This window comes from Catellatospora sp. KI3, assembly GCF_029948125.1.
Taxonomy (GTDB): domain Bacteria; phylum Actinomycetota; class Actinomycetes; order Mycobacteriales; family Micromonosporaceae; genus Catellatospora.
The window spans coordinates 57,445-77,674 of sequence record NZ_JASAMB010000029.1 but is presented as its reverse complement, the minus strand read 5'-3'; the positions used below and the strand labels follow the sequence as shown (position 1 = coordinate 77,674).

Genomic DNA, 20,230 nt, shown 5'->3' with positions numbered 1-20,230 from the left:
CCGATTCCCGCGCTGGGGGACCAACCGCACTCCGAGCCCGCCGGGGCAAAGATTTAACAGGTCCGCGCGGCTGGGCAAGGGCATGCGAGGATGCTACAGAAGTAGTAGCATCGCATAATGCTGCTGCAGACGCCGAAGCTGGACGATGACGATCTGAGTGTGCTCGGCGAGATCGAGCAGATGCGCCGCGACCTCCAGCTGCACGTGCGTGCCCGGCCGCACTGGACGGGACAGCTCCGGCGGGAACTGTTCGCAGCGGCAGTGCAGGGCTCCAACACGATCGAGCAGATCACGGTCAGCATGTCCGATGCCCGGGCGGCGGTCGAAGGGCAGACGCTCTCGGCCGAGGTCGACGCGCAGACCCAGGCGGCGATCCTGGGTTACCGCGATGCCATGACCTTTGTGCAGCAGACACCGCTGATGGCCAACTTCTCGCACGGAGAGATGCTGCTGTCGAGCCTTCACTTCATGATCCTCAAATACAACATGCCGAAATGGCCGGGCCGGTACCGCGCCGGCGGCATCTACGTGACGGGCAGCGACCCGCTCGAACCCGCCTACATCGGTCCCGACGCCGACCAGGTCCCCGGACTGATGCGGGAACTGGTGGAGTGGCTGAACGAGGGCGATCTCGGCCAACCCGCCCTGGTGAGAGCGGCGATGGCCCACCTGAACCTGGTCTGCGTCCATCCGTGGCGTGACGGCAACGGACGGATGGGGCGCTGCCTGCACACCTTGGTGCTCGCCCGGGACGGAGTGCTCGCTCCGGAGTTCTCCTCGATCGAGCAGTGGCTCGGCGACCAGGTGCACACGGTGCAGTACTACCAGGCACTTCAGGAGACGCAGGGCGGTTCCTTCCAGCCGGAGCGGGACGCGCGTCCGTGGCTGCGGTTCGCGTTGACCGCGCACCACAAGCAGGCGCAGCTGGTGCAGCGGCGGGTGGACTACTCGGCGCGGCTGTGGCGTGAACTGGAGCAGGTCGCCGCGGAGCGCGGACTGCCGGAGCGGGTGGTGTCGGCGCTGTACGCGGCCGCGCTGGGCGAGATGCGGCGCACGACCTACCAGGGTGACGAGAACCTCACCCGGGACCAGGCCATCCGCGATGTACAGGCGCTGGTCAAGAACGGGCTGGTCCGGGCGCGAGGGAACGCCGCGACGCGGGTGTACCTGATCGACGGGGTCGCGAAGGAGGCGCATCTGGCCTCGATGGACGCGGTGCGCAAGCCGATGCGGGAGCCATACCGGGAGATCGAGCGGGACAGGCGACGCGCGGAAACCCGGTAGACCGGGGCGCGTGGGGCGGCGGTAATCTGGACGCACAGGCATCGACCCGGCCATCACCGGTGAGCCTCCGGAAGAACGGACCCGGGTGACCGGGTCTCAGTAGAACCGGACGGGTACGGCCCGTCACAGCCGAACGAGCGGCCCGTGCGCACCCTGGCACGGGCAAGCGAGGTGGTACCGCGGGCCCACAAGGCTCGTCCTCGCACTGAGTACGCATCAGTGACGAGTGTGACGAGGAGCCCGCGATGGCCTACCCACTGCACGAGGCCGCCGCCGACGGCGTGTCCGCAAGCCCCGACCTGCCCGCGCTGGAGCGGCGCGTGCTGGACTACTGGGGCGCCGACAAGACGTTCAGCGCGAGCGTGGAGCAGCGCGACGCCGGTGCCAACGGGTCGAACGAGTTCGTCTTCTACGACGGCCCGCCGTTCGCCAACGGCCTGCCGCACTACGGCCACCTGCTGACCGGCTACGTCAAGGACGTGGTGCCGCGCTACCAGACGATGCGCGGCAAGCGGGTCGAGCGCCGGTTCGGCTGGGACACCCACGGCATGCCGGCCGAGGTGGAGGCGGAGAAGCAGCTGGGGATCACCACCAAGGCCGAGATCGTCGAGATGGGCGTGGCCCAGTTCAACGACGCCTGCCGCAGCTCGGTGCTGCGCTACACCAACGAGTGGGAGCGCTACGTCACCCGCCAGGCGCGCTGGGTCGACTTCGCCAACGACTACAAGACCCTCGACCTGGACTACATGGAATCGGTCATGTGGGCCTTCAAGACCCTGTACGACAAGGGCCTGGTCTACGAGGGCTTCCGGGTGCTGGCGTACTGCTGGCGGTGCGAGACGCCGCTGTCGAACACCGAGACCCGCATGGACGACGTGTACAAGGACCGGCAGGACCCCACCCTGGCGGTGAAGTTCCAGCTGGAGACCGGCGAGAAGGTCGCCGTCTGGACCACGACCCCGTGGACGCTGCCGAGCAACCTGGCGCTGGCCGTCGGGCCGGACATCGACTACGCGGTGCTGGAGAAGGACGGCGAGAAGCTGGTCCTGGGCGCGGCGCGGCTGGACTACTACGCCAAGGAGCTGGAGGGGTACGAGCGGACCGGCACCGTCAAGGGCGCCGACCTGGTCGGGCGCAGGTACGCGCCGCTGTTCCCGTACCTGGTGAACCACGCGGGCGACAACGCGTTCCAGGTGCTGGGCGCGGAGTTCGTCACGGTCGAGGACGGCACCGGGGTGGTGCACCTGGCCCCGGCGTTCGGTGAGGACGACCAGAACACCTGCCTGGCGGCCGGGATCCCGACCGTGGTGACCGTCGACGAGCGGGCGCGCTTCACCGCGCTGGTGCCGCCGTACGAGGGCCAGCAGGTGTTCGAGACGAACAAGGCGGTCATCCGCGAGCTGAAGGACCGCGGCATGGTGCTGCGGCACGAGACCTACACGCACTCGTACCCGCACTGCTGGCGCTGCGACACCCCGCTGGTCTACAAGGCGGTGTCGAGCTGGTTCGTGAAGGTGACCGCGTTCCGGGACCGGATGGTGGAGCTCAACCAGCAGATCAGCTGGACGCCGGAGCACGTCAAGGACGGCTCGTTCGGCAAGTGGCTGGCCAACGCCCGCGACTGGTCGATCAGCCGGAACCGGTTCTGGGGCTCGCCGATCCCGGTGTGGGTCTCCGACGACCCGGCGTACCCGCGCGTGGACGTGTACGGCTCGCTGGCGCAGCTGGAGGAGGACTTCGGCGTCAAGGTCACCGACCTGCACCGGCCGTACGTGGACGAGCTGACCCGGCCGAACCCGGACGACCCGACGGGCCGGGCCACCATGCGCCGGGTGCCGGAGGTGCTGGACTGCTGGTTCGAGTCGGGCTCGATGCCGTTCGCGCAGGTGCACTACCCGTTCGAGAACACCGAGTGGTTCGAGAACCACTACCCGGGCGACTTCATCGTCGAGTACATCGGGCAGACGCGCGGCTGGTTCTACACCATGCACGTGCTGGCCACGGCGCTGTTCGACCGGCCGGCGTTCCGCAGCTGCGTCAGCCACGGCATCCTGCAGGGCTCCGACGGCCGCAAGATGTCCAAGAGCCTGCGCAACTACCCCGACGTCTACGAGATGTTCGACCGGTACGGCGCCGACGCGATGCGCTGGATGCTGATGAGCTCCCCGGTGCTGCGCGGCGGCGACATGGCCGTCAACGAGTCGGGCATCCGCGACTCGGTGCGCCAGGTGCTGCTGCCGCTGTGGAACGTGTACTACTTCTTCACCCTGTACGCCAACGCGGGCGGCCACACCGCGCGGACCCGCACCGACTCGACGAACGTGCTGGACCGCTACATCCTGGCCAAGACCGGCGAGCTGGTGGAGACGGTCGGCGTCCAGATGGACGCCTACGACCTGTCGGCGGCGTGCACCACCGTGCGCGCCTACCTCGACGCGCTCACCAACTGGTACGTGCGCCGCAGCCGGGACCGGTTCTGGGCGGCCGACGCCGACGCCTTCGACACCCTGTACACGGTGCTGGAGACGGTGGCCCGGGTGGTCGCGCCGCTGGCGCCGCTGACGGCCGAGGAGATCTGGCGCGGCCTGACCGGCGGGCGCTCGGTGCACCTGGCCGACTGGCCGTCCGCGGCGTCGTTCCCGGCCGACCACGGCCTGGTGGCGACGATGGACCGGGTGCGCGAGGTGTGCTCGGCGGCGCTGTCGCTGCGCAAGGCCAAGGGCCTGCGGGTGCGGCTGCCGCTGGCCACGCTGACCGTGGCCACCGCGGACGCCTCCGGCCTGCGCGACTTCGCCGACCTGGTGGCCGACGAGGTCAACGTCAAGCAGGTGGTGCTCTCCGACGACCTGACCGGCCACTGCGAGCAGGTGCTCACCGTGGTGCCGCGGGTGCTCGGGCCGCGCGTGGGCGGCTCGGTGCAGCAGGTGATCAAGGCGGTCAAGGCGGGGGAGTGGTCGCTGGTCGACGGCGCCCCGGTCGCCGCCGGGGTCACCCTGCAGGAGGGGGAGTACGAGCTGAAGCTGGTCGCCGCCGACGCCGAGCACTCGGCGCCGCTGCCCGCCGACGCGGGCGTGGTGGTGCTGGACACCGCCGTGACGCCCGAGCTGCACGCCGAGGGCCTGGCCCGCGACGTGGTGCGGGCGGTGCAGCAGGCCCGCCGCGAGGCGGACCTGGACATCACCGACCGGATCGCGGTGACCGTGGCCGCCTCGCCGGAGGTGGTCGCCGCGGTGACCGCGCACCGGGAGTTCGTGGCCGGCGAGACGCTGGCCGACGAGGTCGACTTCGGCGCGGTCGAGGGCGGCTTCACCGGTGAGGTCGGCGACGGCGAGCAGGTCACGGTGGCCGTGGCCCGCCGCGGATAGTGACCGATATCTCCGGAACGCGACCGACAGGCCGCGGAGCAGGGGATATTCACGGGGCCGGGGATGTCATCCCCGGCCCCGTGCCGTGCACGCTGCGGTAACGCGGTTAGTCCTGGTGGCGGGTGTGCTCTACGATCACGGGCGTCCGCCCCGGAACCGGGGCGTCAGCCTGTCTGGAGGAACCCGCATCATGCGCAGAGCGCTGCTTCTCGCTGCCCCGATCGCCCTGGCGGGCGTGCTGCTCGCCGGCTGCAACGACACGGACGGTGCGAAGCCCGCCGCGTCCGCGGCCACCTCCGTCGCCCCCGCGGGCAACGGCGTTGAGGCGCTCGAGGCGACCGAGATCCTGACCAAGGCCAAGGACGCCCTGGGCAAGGCCGGCTCGTACCGGATCAAGGGCGAGATGACCGAGAACAAGATGAAGCTCGACATCCGCGTCGCGGGCAAGGACATCGTCGGCACCATCACCATGGGCGGCGCCTCGATCGACCTGCTGTCGGTGGGCGGGGCGACGTACTTCAAGGCCGACGAGGCGTTCTGGACCTCGCAGATGGGCGAGCAGGGCGCGGCGCTGGGCAAGCTGGTCGGCACCAAGTGGATCAAGGTGCCCGCCGACAACAAGGAGTTCGGCGACTTCTTCAAGATCGCTGACGTGAACGAGCTGCTCAAGCCTGAGGGCACCATCGGCAAGGGCAAGGTCGAGACCATCAACGGCGCCTCGGCGATCGCGCTGACCGAGGGCGCCGAGAAGGGCAGCCTGTACGTGGCCACCACCGGCGAGCCGTACCCGCTGCGCCTGGCCGGCCCGGCCGGCGAGGGCCAGATCGACTTCACCGACTTCGGTGCCAAGTTCGACGAGCTGAAGGCTCCGGCTGAGGCGGACGTGTTCGACCTCGGCGCGCTGATGAAGTAGTCCGGCGGTCCAGATCGCCCTGGGCCGGTGCGGCGCGACGTCGCCGTGCCGGCCTTTCGCATCCCAGAGCGTGGGCGACGCGGCTGACGCGTTGCGGCGGTGTGGGCCTGTTCAGGGGACTACGGTAAGTTCATCGCCCGGCGAGCTCATACCCTATGGAGGCAGAAAGTGCCGGTGCTCTATACGGTCGGATTGTGGACTGTGGCGCCCGCGGTCAAGCTGGCCTGGCGGCCGCGGATCGAGGGGCAGGAGCATATCCCCGCCACGGGCGGTGCCATCTTCGCGGGCAACCACCTCTCCGTCGCCGACGAGTTCTTCCTCGGCTCGGCGGTGCCGCGGCACATCTCCTTCTGGGCGAAGGAGGACTACTTCACGGGTACGGGCCTGAGCGGCGTGTTCTTCCGCAACCTGATGGGCGGCCTGGGCGCGATCCCGGTGCACCGCTCCGGCGGGCGGGCCGCGCTGAGCGCGTTCGACGCCGCGATCCCGGTGCTGCAGGAGGGCGGCCTGGTCGCCGTCTACCCGGAGGGCACCCGCTCCCCGGACGGGCGCCTCTACCGCGGCCGCACCGGCGTCGCCCGGCTGGCCCTGGCCGCCGACGTGCCGATCATCCCGGTGGGCACCATCGGCACCGAGCGGGTCCAGCCCATCGGCCAGGCGCTGCCCAACCTGCGCGCGACCGACGTCACCATCAAGTTCGGCAAGCCCATCGAGGTCGGCGCGTGGCGCGACGCCGAGTCGGCGAGCACTGCGGCACGTGAGATAACCGACACCGTGATGATGGCGATCCAGGGCCTGACCGGCCAGGAGTACGTCGCCAAGTACGCGCCCAAGCGGCAGTCCACCGAGGAACAAACCGGACAGTAGGCTTTATATCGCCCGGGGTCGGCCGGCCCCGGGCGAGCGCGTACCCTTGATACCCATGCGTGGCGACTCCGTCTTTCCCCAGCTTGAGCTCCTGCTGCCTCTGGTCAGCAAGCCGATTCAGTACGTCGGCGGTGAGCTGGGCGCTGTCGTGAAACCGTGGGAGTCGGCCACGGTGCGCTGGGTGCTGTCCTACCCCGACGCGTACGAGGTGGGCCTGCCCAACCAGGGCGTGCAGATCCTGTACGAGGTGCTCAACGAGCGCGAGGACACCCTGGCCGAGCGCACCTACGCCGTCTGGCCCGACCTCGAGAAGCTGATGCGCGAGCACGACGTGCCGCAGTTCACCGTCGACTCGCACCGCGCCGTCGGCGACTTCGACCTGTTCGGCCTGTCCTTCGCGACCGAGCTCGGCTACACCAACATGCTGACTGAGCTGAGCCTGGCCCGGATCCCGCTGCTGGCGGCCGACCGCGACGAGTCGCACCCGATCGTGGTCGTGGGCGGGCACGCGGCGTTCAACCCGGAGCCCATCGCCGACTTCATCGACGCCGCCGTGCTCGGCGACGGCGAGGAGGCGGTGCTGGAGATCACCGACATCGTGGCCGCGTGGAAGAGCGAGGGCTGCCCCGGCGGCCGCGACGAGCTGCTGCTGCGCCTGGCCAGGACCGAGTCGGTGTACGTGCCGCGCTTCTACGACGTCGACTACCTGCCCGACGGCCGCATCCAGCGCGTGGTGCCCAACCGCCCGGGTGTGCCGTTCCGGGTGCACAAGCGCACCACGATGGACCTGGACGCCTGGCCGTACCCGAAGAAGCCGCTGGTGCCGCTGGCCGAGACGGTGCACGAGCGGTTCGCCGTCGAGATCTTCCGAGGCTGCACCCGCGGCTGCCGGTTCTGCCAGGCGGGCATGATCACCCGTCCGGTGCGCGAGCGCTCGATCACCACCGTGGGGCAGATGGTGAAGGAGGGGCTGGAGTTCTCCGGCTTCGACGAGGTGGGCCTGCTGTCGCTGTCCAGCGCCGACCACTCCGAGATCGGCGACATCTGCAAGGGTCTGGCCGACCAGTACGACGGCACCAACGTGTCGCTGTCGCTGCCCAGCACCCGGGTGGACGCCTTCAACATCGACCTGGCCCAGGAGCTGTCGCGCAACGGCCGCCGCACCGGCCTGACGTTCGCCCCCGAGGGCGGCTCCGAGCGCATCCGCAAGGTGATCAACAAGATGGTGACGGAGGAGGACCTCATCCGCACCGTCGTCACCGCGTACTCCAACGGCTGGCGGCAGGTGAAGCTGTACTTCATGTGCGGCCTGCCGACCGAGACCGACGAGGACGTGCTGCAGATCGCGCGCCTGGCGCACGAGGTGATCAAGTCGGGCCGCCAGGCGACCGGCTCCAAGGACATCCGCTGCACCGTGTCGATCGGCGGGTTCGTGCCCAAGCCGCACACCCCGTTCCAGTGGGCCGCCATGGAGCGCCCCGAGGTGATCGACGGACGGCTGCGCGCGCTCAAGCAGGAGATCAACTCCGACCGGTCGCTGGGCCGGGCCATCGGCTTCCGGTACCACGACGGCGAGCCGTCGCTGATCGAGGGCCTGCTGGCCCGGGGCGACCGCCGCGTCGGCGCGGTCATCCGCGAGGTGTGGGAGCAGGGCGGCCGCTTCGACGGCTGGACCGAGCACTTCTCGTACCGGCGCTGGGTCGACGCCTGCGCCGCGGTGCTGCCCGGCCTCGGCGTGGACCTGGACTGGTTCACCACCCGCGAGCGCGAGCAGGCCGAGGTGCTGCCCTGGGACCACCTGGACTCGGGCCTGGACAAGGACTGGCTCTGGCAGGACTGGCAGGACGCCCTGACCGAGTACGAGCAGGACGACTGCCGCTGGACCCCGTGCTTCGACTGCGGCGTCTGCCCGTCGATGGACACCAGCATCCAGATCGGCCCGACCGGTCGCAAGCTGCTGCCCCTCACGCCGGTCAACACCGGCCTGCGCGTGCCCGCGGGAGCCTGACGTGGGAAAGCCGAAGAACCAGCCCGAGGGCGGGCAGGCCCCGGTCGTGCAGCGGGTGCGGCTGCGCTACGCCAAGCGCGGTCCGCTGCGCTTCACCTCGCACCGGGACTTCGCCCGTGCGCTGGAGCGGGCGATCCTGCGCGCGGGGGTGCCGATCGCGTACTCGCAGGGGTTCACCCCGCACCCGAAGATCTCCTACGCCAGCGCCGCCCCGACCGGGGTGGCCTCGGAGGCGGAGTACCTTGAGCTGGGCCTGCGCGAGCGGGTCGAGCCGGGGCAGCTGGTCAAGGCGCTGGACGGGTCGCTGTCGCCCGGCCTGGACGTGCTGGAGGCCGTCGAGGCCACCGTGCCGGGCAGTCTGGCCGACCGGATCACCGCCTCGCAGTGGCGTATCGAGCTTCCGGGTGTCGGCGACGACCAGTTGGCTACCGCGGTGGCGGCGTTCGTCGCGCAGAGTGAGATTTTGGTCGAACGTATGACCAAACAGGGCCGCCGCACCTTCGACACCAGGGACGCCGTGGTGCACATCGCGGCTGTCCGGTCACAGACCCGGCCACCTGGCGTGGTCGAGACCGCGCCGTGTGCGATACTCGACCTTGTCGTGCGGCAGGTCACTCCCTCCGTGCGACCCGATGACGTCCTGTCCGGCCTGCGCGTGGTGGCCGACCTGGAGCCGTCGGCGCCCCACTCACTGCGAAGTGCGCGGGCGACCCGGCTGGCACAGGGCACGTTGACCCCGCAGGGGGAGATCGTGGATCCGCTCGAGGCGGACCGCGACCCCGTCGTTATCGGCGAGCGTTAGCCCGCTTGGCTAACGCTGTCGGCAGACTTCGGCGCAAAGCCGGCCCGTAGCGCCTGACCTGGCGCTCGGGCCGGTGGAACGACGGAAAACACCGGTGCTCCTGAGTGGCTGCGTTCGTCTACGCGCCCGGGGGTGCCAGAACTGGAGAACAGCCGGATGCTCGACCACGAGCCCGCGGATCGGCCCGACAACGCCGACGACGCAACCTATGGCGCACAGCCATCGCACGACGCGGACGCGCAGCGCGCAGACAGCGGCGTGACCAGCACCGACGCCAGCTCTACGCCCGACGCGCCGACGTCCGAGGACGCCGCACAGCCGGAGCAGGCCCCGGCGGAGGCGACCGTCCGTCGCCGCACGCGCAAGCGCACCGCCGCGGCCGAGGAACCGGACGCCGACGCCGAGAGCGCCGCGCCGGTGAAGAAGGCCACCCGTCGCCGTAAGAAAGCGGCGGAAGCTGACATCTCCGGCGAGTCTGTGTCGGAGGAGACAGAAGCTCCGGTAGCGGCCGCCGCGCCGGTCCTGTCCGTGCCCGGCGCGGTCGCCGCGGCCGAGCAGGACGCCGCGGAGCTGGCCGAGCAGGCCGAGGCCGAGGAGGAGCTCGCCGCGGCGCCCGCCGAGGAGCCCGCGCCGCGCCGCCCGGCCATCTCCGTGCTGTTCATGGCCCCCGAGGCCGCCCGTGCCGAGCAGGCCCGCACCGAGCAGGCGCGTGCTGAGCAGCCCCGCGCCGAGCAGCCCCGGACCGCCGAGGCCGACGCCCGCGCCGAGGAGGAGGCGGAGCCGGCCGAGTCCGGTCGCCGTCGCCGCCGCTCGCGCCGCGGCCGCGGCGAGGAGGCCGAGCCGGTCGCCGTCGCCGAGGCCGAGGAAGAGGCCGCCGCCGAGCTGGACGAGGACGACGAAGACGGCGAGAACGGCCGTGCCCGCCGCCGTCGTGGTCGCCGCGGCCGCGGCCGCGGCAAGGGCACCAGTGACGAGCTGGCCGACGAGGAGGCCGGCGAGCCGGTCGAGGCCGAGGCAGAGGCCGACGACGAGGAGGAGCCGCTGACGCGGCGGCGCCGCCGCCGTCGGCGCAAGGGCGCGGGCGACGAGGACGGCGGCGCCGAGGACGGCGTGCACACCGTCGTACGGATCCGCGAGCCGCGTGCCGTCAGCGACGAGGTGCAGGGCGTCTCCGGCTCGACCCGGCTGGAGGCCAAGCGCCAGCGCCGCCGGGACGGCCGCGAGCAGCGCCGGACCCGCCCGCCGATCCTGACCGAGTCCGAGTTCCTGGCCCGCCGCGAGGCGGTCGACCGGGTCATGGTGATCCGGGAGAACCCCGACCGCACCCAGATCGCGGTGATGGAGGACGGCGTGCTCGTGGAGCACTACGTCACCCGCGCCTCGGCCGCGACCATGGTCGGCAACGTGTACCTCGGCAAGGTGCAGAACGTGCTGCCCAGCATGGAGGCCGCCTTCGTCGACCTCGGCCGGGGCCGCAACGCCGTGCTCTACGCCGGTGAGGTCAACTGGGACGCGGCCGGGCTGGAGGGGCGCTCGCGCTCCATCGAGCAGGCACTGCGCTCGGGCGACTCGGTGCTGGTGCAGGTCACCAAGGACCCGCTCGGTCACAAGGGCGCCCGGCTGACCAGCCACGTCGCGCTGTCCGGCCGCCACCTGGTGTTCGTGCCCAACGGCAACGCCTCCGGCATCAGCCGCAAGCTGTCCGATGTGGAGCGCAAGCGGCTGCGCGACATCCTGAAGAAGCTGGTGCCCGAGGGCGCCGGCGTGATCGTGCGCACCGCCGCCGAGGGCGCCTCCGAGGAGGACCTGGCCCGCGACGTCAAGCGGCTGCAGGGCCAGTGGGAGGACATCCAGGCCCGCGCGGCCGAGGGCGGCGCCCCCGCGCTGCTGTACGGCGAGCCCGACCTGGTCGTCCGCGTGGTCCGCGACCTGTTCAACGAGGACTTCAAGGAGCTGGTGGTCCAGGGCGACAACGCCTACGAGACCGTCCAGTCGTACCTGCACCACGTGTCGCCCGATCTGGTGGACCGGGTGCACCGGCACACCGGCGTCTCGGACGTGTTCGCGACGTACCGGATCGACGAGCAGATCCTCAAGGGCCTGGACCGCAAGGTGTTCCTGCCCTCGGGCGGCCACCTGGTCATCGACCGCACCGAGGCGATGACGGTGGTGGACGTCAACACCGGCAAGTACACCGGTGCGGGCGGCAACCTGGAGGAGACGGTCACCCGCAACAACCTCGAGGCGGCCGAGGAGATCGTGCGGCAGCTGCGCCTGCGCGACCTGGGCGGCATCGTGGTCATCGACTTCATCGACATGGTGCTGGAGAGCAACCGCGAGCTGGTGCTGCGGCGGCTCACCGAGTGCCTGGGCCGGGACCGGACCAAGCACCAGGTCACCGAGATCACCTCGCTGGGCCTGGTGCAGATGACGCGCAAGCGCATCGGCGCCGGGCTGCTGGAGGCGTTCAGCGAGCCGTGCGAGCACTGCAAGGGCCGGGGTGTGATCATTCACACGGAGCCGGTATCCGACCGAAGGGCGGCCGCCCCGGCGCCGGTGCAGCAGCCGGCCCCGGTGCAGGTCAAGTCGGCCCCGGCGCAGCCCGCGCCCAAGAGCACGCCGGAAGACCCCGGCTACTACGACACCGCCGGGTACGACCTGTCCCGCTACGAGAACGCCGACGACGACGGTGACGGTACGGACGAGGGCGACGCCGACGACGCCGCTGACGTGCCCACGCGTCGGCGCACCCGGCGCGGCGGGCGCCGCCGCACCCGCCCGTAACGAATCGGTACGGCATGCGCGGTTGGAGATGCGCTGTCGCACGAACTGCGTAAGCTGCCCGGGGTACGTTGCCACGACCCCGGGCAGTTCGCTGTCCGCCCCCGTTTCGGAGGAACTCCAACGATGCGACGCGTTCTGCTCGCCGTCACCCTGGGCCTGACCCTCACCGCGGCCGCGGCCGGCTGTGCCGACACCGCGACGACCGACGCCCAGCCGTCCGCTTCCGCGGCCGCCTCCGCCGGCACCACGGACCCGAGCGCGGCCGCGAGCGCCGCCGTCACCACGGGCACCGGCACCGGCACGGCCGACGCCAAGTCGGTCTGCGCGGCCGTGAACAAGGCGGGCGAAACGTTCGCCACCACCATCGTCACCAAGGCGCAGAAGGCCGGCGAGGCGCTCAGCGACTCGACCAAGGCGAAGGCCTTCCTCGACGACCTGGCCAAGGACTACACCACCCTGTCGACCGCGCTCAAGGCCGAGGCGGCCAAGGCCGCCGACCCGGCGCTGCAGAAGGCGCTGGGGGACATGACCAAGGCGCTGGACGCCTCGCAGGCGGCGCTTGCCGACCCGCAGCAGCTGGCCAAGGACCCGTCGAAGATCCAGGACATCCTGTTCAGCGCGGACCTCACCGCCGCGGGCGAGGCCCTGGACAAGATCTGCCCGTCTGCCTGACCTCCGACCCATACCCGCCGACTGTCCGGTATCGTCCGGCCGTCGGTGGGTATGGGTTCTCCATGCTGCCCAAGCAGTCACCCGGGCAGCAGTGTCCGTTAACCCCGCTATCCCGAAGGAACCCCTGATGCGACGCATTCTCGCTGCCGCGACCCTGGGCCTGGCGCTGTTCGGCGCCGCCGCCTGCGCCGACACCCCGGTCGACAACCCGGGTGCCAGCGCCGCTCCGTCGGCCGCCAGCTCTCCGGCCGGTGTCGACAAGGCGACCGCCTGCGCGAACCTGACCAAGGCGACCGACGAGTTCACCGCCAAGTTCACGGCGCTGCTGCCGAAGCTGACCGACCCGGCCGGGCAGAAGGAGGCCGCGACCCAGCTGCTGGCCGACCTGACGGCCTTCCAGACGGCGTACGGCAAGGACGCCGCCGCGATCGCCGACGCCGACCTGAAGGCGGCCGTGCAGGCCGACCTGGCCACGCTGGGGAGCGGCCTGGCCGCCGTCGGCCAGGCCAACGGCGACGTCACCAAGATCCAGGCCGCCCTGTCGACGCCGGAGTTCTCCGCCGCCGGCGAGAAGGTCAAGACCATCTGCGGCAAGTGAGCCGCGGGCACGGCGCGGGTGAGCAGGTTCACCCGCGCCGTGCCGACAGGCCGCCCGGTTTGGGCATCGGGCAGGCCATGACGTAGTCTTCTCTGCGGTGCTCTTACAGGCGCCGCATGCGTGCGTGTGTGCCAGCCGTTTCTTCGGCCAGGACGCGCCGAGCGCAGTCATCCGCCAGAGCTACGACAGGAGTCCGCGTCCCATGTACGCGATCGTCAAGACCGGCGGCAAGCAGTACAAGGTCGCCGAGGGCGACGTGATCGAGGTCGAGAAGCTCGCGGGCGCGCCCGGCGACGCGGTGGCGCTGTCCGCAGTGCTGCTCGTTGATGGCAGCGACCTGGTGACCGACGCGGCGAAGCTTGCCAAGGTTTCTGTTTCCGGTGAGGTCGTGGCCCACACCAAGGGCCCGAAGATCCGGATCCACAAGTTCAAGAACAAGACCGGCTACCACAAGCGGCAGGGTCACCGTCAGCCGCTGACCCAGGTCAAGGTCACCGGCATCAAGAGCGGGAAGTAGGCCTGAGATGGCACATAAAAAGGGTGCATCCAGCTCGCGCAACGGTCGCGACTCCGCCGCCCAGCGGCTCGGCGTGAAGCGCTTCGGCGGTCAGGTCGTGTCGGCCGGCGAGATCCTCATCCGTCAGCGTGGCACCAAGTTCCACCCGGGTGACCTGGTCGGCCGCGGTGGCGACGACACGCTGTTCGCGCTCGCGCACGGCGCGGTGCAGTTCGGCCTCAAGCGCGGCCGCAAGACCGTGAGCATCGTCCCGGTCGAGGGCTGATCGTCGAAAAGGGCGGGAAGGCGCGCTGCGCCTTCCCGCCCTTTTCTGTTCCTCCCGTGAGCGGTCTGCAGCAGTTTCGGGGAAAGTGCACGAATCTTGGCCGAGATTCCTGCACTTTCCCGGGAACTGCAGCCAACCGAAGCGCACCGCGCGCAGTTGTGGCGCGCGTCCCAGGCCGGTTCGGGCATGTCCGGACCGGGCGGGGTGCTGTATCGGGGGGCTCGCGCCAGAGGGTGCGAGCACGCCCGCACAGCGGGCATATGCTGACTTAGATCTACATAGCTGGAGGATGGAAACGTGGCGACCTTCGTGGATCGCGTGGTGCTGCACCTGCAGGCGGGTGACGGCGGGCACGGCTGCGTCTCCATCCACCGGGAGAAGTTCAAACCGTTCGGCGGCCCGGACGGGGGCAACGGCGGGCACGGCGGCGGCATCCTGATGGTCGTCGACCCGAACGTGCACACGCTGCTGGACTTCCACTTCCACCCGCACCTCAAGGCGCCGAACGGCAAGGGCGGCGCGGGTAACAACCGCGAGGGCGCCAACGGCGGTGACCTGGTGCTGAAGGTGCCGGACGGCACCGTGGTGCAGACCACCGACGGCGAGGTCATCGCCGACCTGGTGGGCACCGGCACCACCCTGGAGATCGCCCGGGGCGGCCGGGGCGGCCGGGGCAACGCCGCGCTGGCCAGTTCGCGGCGCAAGGCGCCCGGCTTCGCCGAGCTGGGCGAGCCGGGTGACCGGCTGGACGTGGTGGTCGAGCTCAAGAGCGTCGCCGACGTCGGCCTGGTGGGCTTCCCGAGCGCGGGCAAGTCGTCGCTGATCTCGGTCATCTCGGCGGCCAAGCCCAAGATCGCCGACTACCCGTTCACGACGCTGGTGCCAAACCTCGGCGTGGTGCAGGCGGGCGAGCAGACGTACACCGTGGCCGACGTGCCGGGGCTGATCCCGGGCGCGGCCGACGGCAAGGGCCTGGGCCTGGACTTCCTGCGGCACATCGAGCGCACCGCGGTGCTGGCGCATGTCGTCGACACCGCCACGCTGGAGCCCAACCGCGACCCGGTCGCCGACATCGACGCCCTCGAAGCCGAGCTGGCGCAGTACGGCGGGCTCGAGGACCGGCCCCGGATCATCGTGCTCAACAAGATCGACGTACCGGACGGGCGGGATCTGGCCGACATCGTCCGCCCCGACCTGGAGAAGTACGGCTGGCCCATCTACTCCGTCAGCGCCGCCACCCGGGAGGGCCTGCAGGAGCTGATCTACGCGCTGGCCCGGATGGTCGAGGAGCACCGCGCCGCCAAGCCGGTGCTGGAGCCGACCCGCATCGTGCTGCGCCCGAAGGCGGTCGACGACGACGGCTTCGAGATCGCGCAGGACAAGGCCGGGGTCTGGGTGGTGCGCGGCGCCAAGCCGGAGCGCTGGGTGCGGCAGACCACGTTCGACAACGACGAGGCTGTCGGCTACCTGGCCGACCGGCTCGCCCGCCTCGGGGTCGAGGCCAAGCTGGCCAAGCTCGGCGCGCAGCCGGGCGACCCGGTGCGCATCGGCACCATGGAGTTCGACTGGCAGCCCACGATCTATGCCGGCGCCGACTACGTGCCCGGCAACCGGGGCACCGACATCCGCATCGACGGCGAGCCGACCCGGCCCAACGCCGCCGACCGCCTGGCCGCCCGCAAGGCGCGCCGCCAGCGCGAAGAGGGTGACACGGCCGGCGACGAGTGGCTCGAGGACGACCTCGACGCCGACCTCACCGACCCGGCCGGCGAGCGCGACGACGACGCGGACTTCGACGACTACGACGAGACCGACGCCGACGCGGCCGCCCACAGGAGCGACGAGAACCGCTGAGCGCGGAGCACCACGGGATCGCAGAAGTTAAGAAGGGCCCCTTCTTCTACGCAAAGCGTTAAGAAGGGACCCTTCCTTTTCTTTCGGGGTGACGTGGGTGGTGTGCGGAGTGTGAAACACTCTCGAAACATGCCCTGGATAGCGTCCTGTCGGTGTTGATCCAGCACCGTGAGATCACCCACCCTGATGTGACCGCGCTCGTGCTCGCCGCTGAGGACGAACTTCTCACGCGGTACCCGGGCACGACGCGAACCCCCTTGAACCCCCGCGCCCACTTCGTGGTGGCGTACGTGCTGGGGGAGCCGGTCGGCTGCGGAGCACTGACTCCGCACGAGGCCGGCGTCGCGGAGATCAGGCGAATGTATGTAGCACCGGCGCATCGCCGCGCCGGGGTGGCCCGCCGCATCCTTGCGGCACTGGAACGACGGGCCACCGCCCAGGGCTGGGACACGCTGCTCCTCGAGACCGGCGAGAACCAGCCCGAGGCGATCGCGCTGTACGAGTCGGTGGGCTACCAGCGCACCGAGCCGTACGGCAGGTATGTGCACAACCCCGCTTCCGTCTGCTTCACGAAGAAGATCGTTCGGTCCTGACGGTTCCGCGAAGACCGATCGCCTCGCCGGCTCGCCGCAGTGTCGCGGCAGCCCGCGGGTGAGCCCGTTCGGCCCCGTCGGCCAGGACCAGGTCCACATCGTGCGGCGACAGTGCCGCGTACGCCCGCTGGATCGGCTCCAGCCGGGCCACCACCGCGTCGACCACCCCCGCCTTGAGCGCGCCGTATGACGGGAACTCGGTCGTCTCGCCGGTGCACGCCTCGTAGATCTCCAGCAGGTTCGTCACGCCGGGCTGCGCCTCGCGGTCGTGGCGGACGACGGCGAGGGTGTCGGTGACGGCGCGCATGACCTTGCGGCGGACCAGGTCCGGCGGGTCGAGCAGCCCGATCGTGCCCAGGGCGGAGTCGTTGGTCTTGCCCATCTTGGCGGTCGGGTCGGTCAGGTCCATCACGCGTGCCGCGACGCCGGGGCGCTGCCCGACCGGCACCGTGAAGACCTCGCCGTAGCGGGCGTTGAATCGGGTCGCGATGGTGCGGGCCAGCTCCAGGTGCTGGGTCTGGTCGTCGCCGACCGGGACGGCGTCGGTGTCGTGCAGCAGGATGTCGGCGGCCATCAGCACCGGGTACGTGAGCAGGCTGAGCCGGACTCCGGCGGCCCCGGCGCCCTTCTCCTTGAACTGGGTCATCCGCTGCGCCTCGCCGTAGCCGGTGGCGCACTCCAGGAGGTAGTGCAGGCCGGTGTGCTCGGGGAGGTCGGACTGGACGTACAGGATGGTGCGGTCGGGGTCGATGCCGGCGGCGAGCAGCACCCGGGCCTGCTCGGCGACGTACGCGCGCAGGCGGGCGGGGTCGTGCTCGACGGTGAGCGCGTGCAGATCGGCGATCATCATGATCGAGTCGGTGTCGTGCTGGGCGGCGAGCATCGGCCGGATCATGCCGAGCAGGGTGCCCAGATGCAGATGGCCGGTGGGTTTGCAGCCGGTCAGGCGGCGGATGCGGGTGGTGGTGGGCCGGAGTGCGGTGAGGGTCATGGTGGGTCTCCCGTCGGGTCGCGGTCGCCGCTCCGGGAGGCTGCACGGGGCCCGTGCACGAGAAAGGCCGCCCGGTCAGGCGGCCTGGTGAGGTCATACGGATGCGGGCCGCCGGTCTAGGGCAGCCACCACAGGTTGGTCGTCATCCGCATGCGCCGATTGTGGCACCGGCGGGCGCCCGGCGGCAACCGGCATACCTGCGCAGGTCCTCGATCAGGCAGGATGTTCGCATGACGCAGCGCAGCCTCACCCATGCCGAAGCCGTCTCACGCGCCGCTACCGTGCGGCAGCTGTCGTACGGGCTCGACGTCGACCTCACTACCGGTGAGGAGACCTTCCGCAGCGTGACCACCGTCCGCTTCGATGCCACCCCCGGCTCCACCGTCTTCCTGGAGGCGCGGCCGGAGCGCCTGCTGTCGGCGACGCTCAACGGCGTGCCGCTGCCCGAGTCGGCCTTCGCCGACGGTCGGCTGGCACTGGACTCCCTCGCCGCGAGCAACACCGTCGAGGTGACCGCCGACTACGCCTACACCCGTACCAGCGAGGGCATGCACCGCTTCGTGGACCCGGCCGACGGCCTGGTCTACACGTACGCGCAGCCCTCGATCACTGACGCACCCCGGTTCATGGCCTGCTTCGACCAGCCGGACCTGAAGGCGCCGGTGACGCTGTCGGTCACCGCCGACCCGTCCTGGCTGGTGCGCGCCAACGCCGAGGGCACCCAGGCGGCGCCGGGACGGTGGGAGTTCGCCGAGACCAAGCCGGTCGCCACGTACCTGATCACGCTGGTGGCCGGGCCGTACGTGCAGGTGGACGACGTCCACGACGGCATCGGCATGGCGATCGTGGCGCGGGCCAGCTACGCCGAGGTGCTGCACCGCGACGCCCCCGAGATCTTCATGCTGACCAAGGCGTTCCTGGACCGCTACCACGAGCTGTTCGGCGTGCGCTACCCGTTCGGCAAGTACGACCAGGCGTTCGTGCCCGAGTTCAGCTGGGGCGCGATGGAGTTCCCCGGCCTGGTGGTGTTCCGCGACGAGCTGCTGTTCCGCGCGGCGGTCACCGACACCGAGCGGCTGGAGCGGGCCGCGATCATCGCGCACGAGATGGCGCACATGTGGTTCGGCGACCTGGTCACCATGCGCTGGTGGGACGACCTGTGGCTGAACGAGTCGTTCGCGACGTACATGGGCTACCGGCTGGTGGCCGAGGTGACCCCCTGGCCGCAGTCGTGGACCCGCTTCGGCGTCGGCCGCAAGGCCTGGGGGTACGCCGCCGACCAGCGCCCCTCCACGCACCCGATCGCGCCGACCGAGGTCGTCGACACCGACGCGGCGTTCGCCAACTTCGACGGCATCTCCTACGCCAAGGGCTGCTCGGCGCTGCGGCAGCTGGTGGCGTGGATCGGCGACGAGGCGTTCCTGTCGGGGCTGCGGTCGTACTTCGACAAGCACGCGTGGGGCAACGCCACCCTGGCCGACCTGCTCGACGCGCTGTCGCAGGCCAGCGGCCGGGACCTGCAGGCGTGGGCGGGCGACTGGCTGCGCACCCCGCAGGTGAACACGCTGCGGCCGGAGATCACCTGGGCGGCCGACGGGTCGTACGAGTCGGTCGCGGTGGTGCAGACCGCGGCGCCGGAGTTCCCGGTGCTGCGCCCGCACCGCATCGGCCTGGGCTGGTTCGACGAGCAGGGGCAGTGGCAGCGCACCGAGATCGAGGTGGCGGGGGAGCGGACGCCGGTGCCGCTGCTGTCCGGCGTACGCGGAAAGGGTCTGCTGCTCAACGACGGCGACCTCACCTTCGCCAAGGTCCGCCTCGACGACCGGACCCGGGCCGAGCTGGCCGACCTGCTCGCCGCGCAGCCGGACTCGCTGACCCGCGCCCTGCTGTGGAACAGCGCCTGGGACGCCACCCGCGACGCCGAGTGGCCCGCGCTGGAGTTCGTGGAGCTGGCCGCGCGGGTGCTGCCCGGCGAGCCGGACGTGACCCTGGCCGAGTCGGTGTTCGCGCTGGCCCGCCTGGCGGTCAACACCTACCTGCCCGGCGCGCAGCGCGAGCAGGGCCGGGCGGCGCTGGCCGCGGCGGCGCGCACGCTGCTGGAGACCGCCGAGCCGGGCGGCAGCCGGCAGCTGGTCGGCGCCCGGTCGCTGACCGCGCTGGCCGGCCCCGGCGAGCGCGACCTGCTGCGCGGCTGGCTCGGCGGCACCGGGGTGCCCGAGGGGCTGGCCGTGGACAGCGAGCTGCGCTGGTCGGTGCTGAACCGGCTGTCGGTGCTCGGCGACGTGTCCGAGGCGGAGATCGACGCCGAGCTGGCCCGCGACACCAGCGCCCGCGGTGAGCAGGAGGCGGTGCGCGCCCGCGCGTCCCGGCCCGACCCGCAGGCCAAGGCGTGGGCGTTCGACCTGGTCGTCACCGAGCAGGGGCTGTCCAACCGGATCTGCGTCGCGGCCGGGCAGGGGCTGTGGCAGCCCGAGCACGCCGAGCTGACCGAGCCGTACGTGGCCCGCTTCTTCGCCGAGCTGCCCGCGACCACCGGCCGCTCCGGCGACATGCTGGCCCACCTCGGCACGGCCGCCTACCCGGGGTACGCGGTGTCGGCCGACACGCTGGCCGCCGCCGAGCGGGCACTGGCCGGGCAGATGCACCCGCTGCTGCGCCGGGCGCTGGCCGACGGCACCGACGACCTGGCGCGGGCGCTGCGGGTCAGGGGCTGACGT

15 protein-coding genes are annotated in these 20,230 nt (G+C 71.1%); 14 read left to right on the top strand and 1 reads right to left on the bottom strand.

Annotation, left to right across the window (positions count from 1 at the left end):
- Positions 1–117 precede the first annotated feature (117 nt).
- The 13 genes from QEZ54_RS32175 (at position 118) to QEZ54_RS32115 (ending at position 16,522) form a co-directional block, all read left to right on the top strand.
- Positions 118–1,284, top strand: a complete 1,167-nt coding sequence (locus QEZ54_RS32175) for a Fic family protein (protein ID WP_281308520.1) — start codon at positions 118–120, stop codon at positions 1,282–1,284.
- A gap of 245 nt (positions 1,285–1,529) precedes the next feature.
- Positions 1,530–4,649, top strand: coding sequence for an isoleucine--tRNA ligase (gene ileS, locus QEZ54_RS32170; protein ID WP_281308519.1), 3,120 nt, complete (start codon positions 1,530–1,532; stop codon positions 4,647–4,649).
- A 190-nt stretch (positions 4,650–4,839) separates the two neighbouring features.
- Entirely contained in the window at positions 4,840–5,562 is a 723-nt protein-coding gene (locus QEZ54_RS32165; protein ID WP_281308518.1) for a hypothetical protein, read from the top strand.
- Between the two features lie 168 nt (positions 5,563–5,730).
- Positions 5,731–6,429: a lysophospholipid acyltransferase family protein gene (locus QEZ54_RS32160; protein WP_281308517.1), complete on the top strand. Its 699-nt coding sequence runs from the start codon at positions 5,731–5,733 to the stop codon at positions 6,427–6,429.
- Between the two features lie 55 nt (positions 6,430–6,484).
- Positions 6,485–8,437 (top strand): TIGR03960 family B12-binding radical SAM protein, encoded by a 1,953-nt coding sequence (locus tag QEZ54_RS32155; RefSeq protein WP_281308516.1) that lies wholly within the window; start codon positions 6,485–6,487, stop codon positions 8,435–8,437.
- A gap of 46 nt (positions 8,438–8,483) precedes the next feature.
- Positions 8,484–9,239 carry a TIGR03936 family radical SAM-associated protein gene (locus QEZ54_RS32150; RefSeq protein WP_281308532.1) on the top strand — a complete coding sequence of 252 codons (756 nt, stop codon included), beginning with the start codon at positions 8,484–8,486 and terminating at the stop codon, positions 9,237–9,239.
- A gap of 258 nt (positions 9,240–9,497) precedes the next feature.
- A complete protein-coding gene (locus tag QEZ54_RS32145) occupies positions 9,498–12,023 on the top strand; it encodes an Rne/Rng family ribonuclease (protein WP_281308515.1) in 2,526 nt (841 codons plus the stop codon).
- 123 nt (positions 12,024–12,146) lie between these two features.
- Positions 12,147–12,695 (top strand): hypothetical protein, encoded by a 549-nt coding sequence (locus QEZ54_RS32140; RefSeq protein ID WP_281308514.1) that lies wholly within the window; start codon positions 12,147–12,149, stop codon positions 12,693–12,695.
- A 127-nt stretch (positions 12,696–12,822) separates the two neighbouring features.
- Positions 12,823–13,293, top strand: a complete 471-nt coding sequence (locus QEZ54_RS32135; RefSeq protein WP_281308513.1) for a hypothetical protein — start codon at positions 12,823–12,825, stop codon at positions 13,291–13,293.
- A 202-nt stretch (positions 13,294–13,495) separates the two neighbouring features.
- The gene (gene rplU, locus QEZ54_RS32130) at positions 13,496–13,810 is read left to right on the top strand and encodes a 50S ribosomal protein L21 (protein WP_212826604.1); all 315 of its coding nucleotides are present in this window, start codon (positions 13,496–13,498) and stop codon (positions 13,808–13,810) included.
- Positions 13,811–13,817: 7 nt separating this feature from the next.
- Positions 13,818–14,075, top strand: a complete 258-nt coding sequence (rpmA, locus tag QEZ54_RS32125) for a 50S ribosomal protein L27 (protein WP_217403588.1) — start codon at positions 13,818–13,820, stop codon at positions 14,073–14,075.
- A 297-nt stretch (positions 14,076–14,372) separates the two neighbouring features.
- A complete protein-coding gene (gene obgE / locus QEZ54_RS32120) occupies positions 14,373–15,929 on the top strand; it encodes a GTPase ObgE (protein WP_281308512.1) in 1,557 nt (518 codons plus the stop codon).
- 152 nt (positions 15,930–16,081) lie between these two features.
- Entirely contained in the window at positions 16,082–16,522 is a 441-nt protein-coding gene (locus QEZ54_RS32115; RefSeq protein ID WP_281308511.1) for a GNAT family N-acetyltransferase, read from the top strand.
- On the opposite strand, the gene trpS is transcribed toward QEZ54_RS32115, so the two are convergent.
- Positions 16,497–17,513, bottom strand: a complete 1,017-nt coding sequence (gene trpS / locus QEZ54_RS32110; RefSeq protein ID WP_281308510.1) for a tryptophan--tRNA ligase — start codon at positions 17,511–17,513, stop codon at positions 16,497–16,499. The genes QEZ54_RS32115 and trpS overlap by 26 nt on opposite strands.
- A gap of 230 nt (positions 17,514–17,743) precedes the next feature.
- Here trpS and pepN point away from each other — a divergent pair, with 230 nt between their 5' ends.
- A complete protein-coding gene (gene pepN, locus QEZ54_RS32105) occupies positions 17,744–20,227 on the top strand; it encodes an aminopeptidase N (RefSeq protein ID WP_281308509.1) in 2,484 nt (827 codons plus the stop codon).
- Positions 20,228–20,230 lie beyond the last annotated feature (3 nt).

Excerpts from the sequence above, each read along its gene's own strand:
- QEZ54_RS32175 (WP_281308520.1), top strand. The coding sequence starts at position 118 with ATGCTGCTGCAGACGCCGAAGCTGGACGATGACGATCTGAGTGTGCTC.
- ileS (WP_281308519.1), top strand. The coding sequence starts at position 1,530 with ATGGCCTACCCACTGCACGAGGCCGCCGCCGACGGCGTGTCCGCAAGC.
- QEZ54_RS32165 (WP_281308518.1), top strand. The coding sequence starts at position 4,840 with ATGCGCAGAGCGCTGCTTCTCGCTGCCCCGATCGCCCTGGCGGGCGTG.
- QEZ54_RS32155 (WP_281308516.1), top strand. The coding sequence starts at position 6,485 with ATGCGTGGCGACTCCGTCTTTCCCCAGCTTGAGCTCCTGCTGCCTCTG.
- QEZ54_RS32140 (WP_281308514.1), top strand. The coding sequence starts at position 12,147 with ATGCGACGCGTTCTGCTCGCCGTCACCCTGGGCCTGACCCTCACCGCG.
- QEZ54_RS32135 (WP_281308513.1), top strand. The coding sequence starts at position 12,823 with ATGCGACGCATTCTCGCTGCCGCGACCCTGGGCCTGGCGCTGTTCGGC.
- rplU (WP_212826604.1), top strand. The coding sequence starts at position 13,496 with ATGTACGCGATCGTCAAGACCGGCGGCAAGCAGTACAAGGTCGCCGAG.
- rpmA (WP_217403588.1), top strand. The coding sequence starts at position 13,818 with ATGGCACATAAAAAGGGTGCATCCAGCTCGCGCAACGGTCGCGACTCC.
- trpS (WP_281308510.1), bottom strand. The coding sequence starts at position 17,513 with ATGACCCTCACCGCACTCCGGCCCACCACCACCCGCATCCGCCGCCTG.
- pepN (WP_281308509.1), top strand. The coding sequence starts at position 17,744 with ATGACGCAGCGCAGCCTCACCCATGCCGAAGCCGTCTCACGCGCCGCT.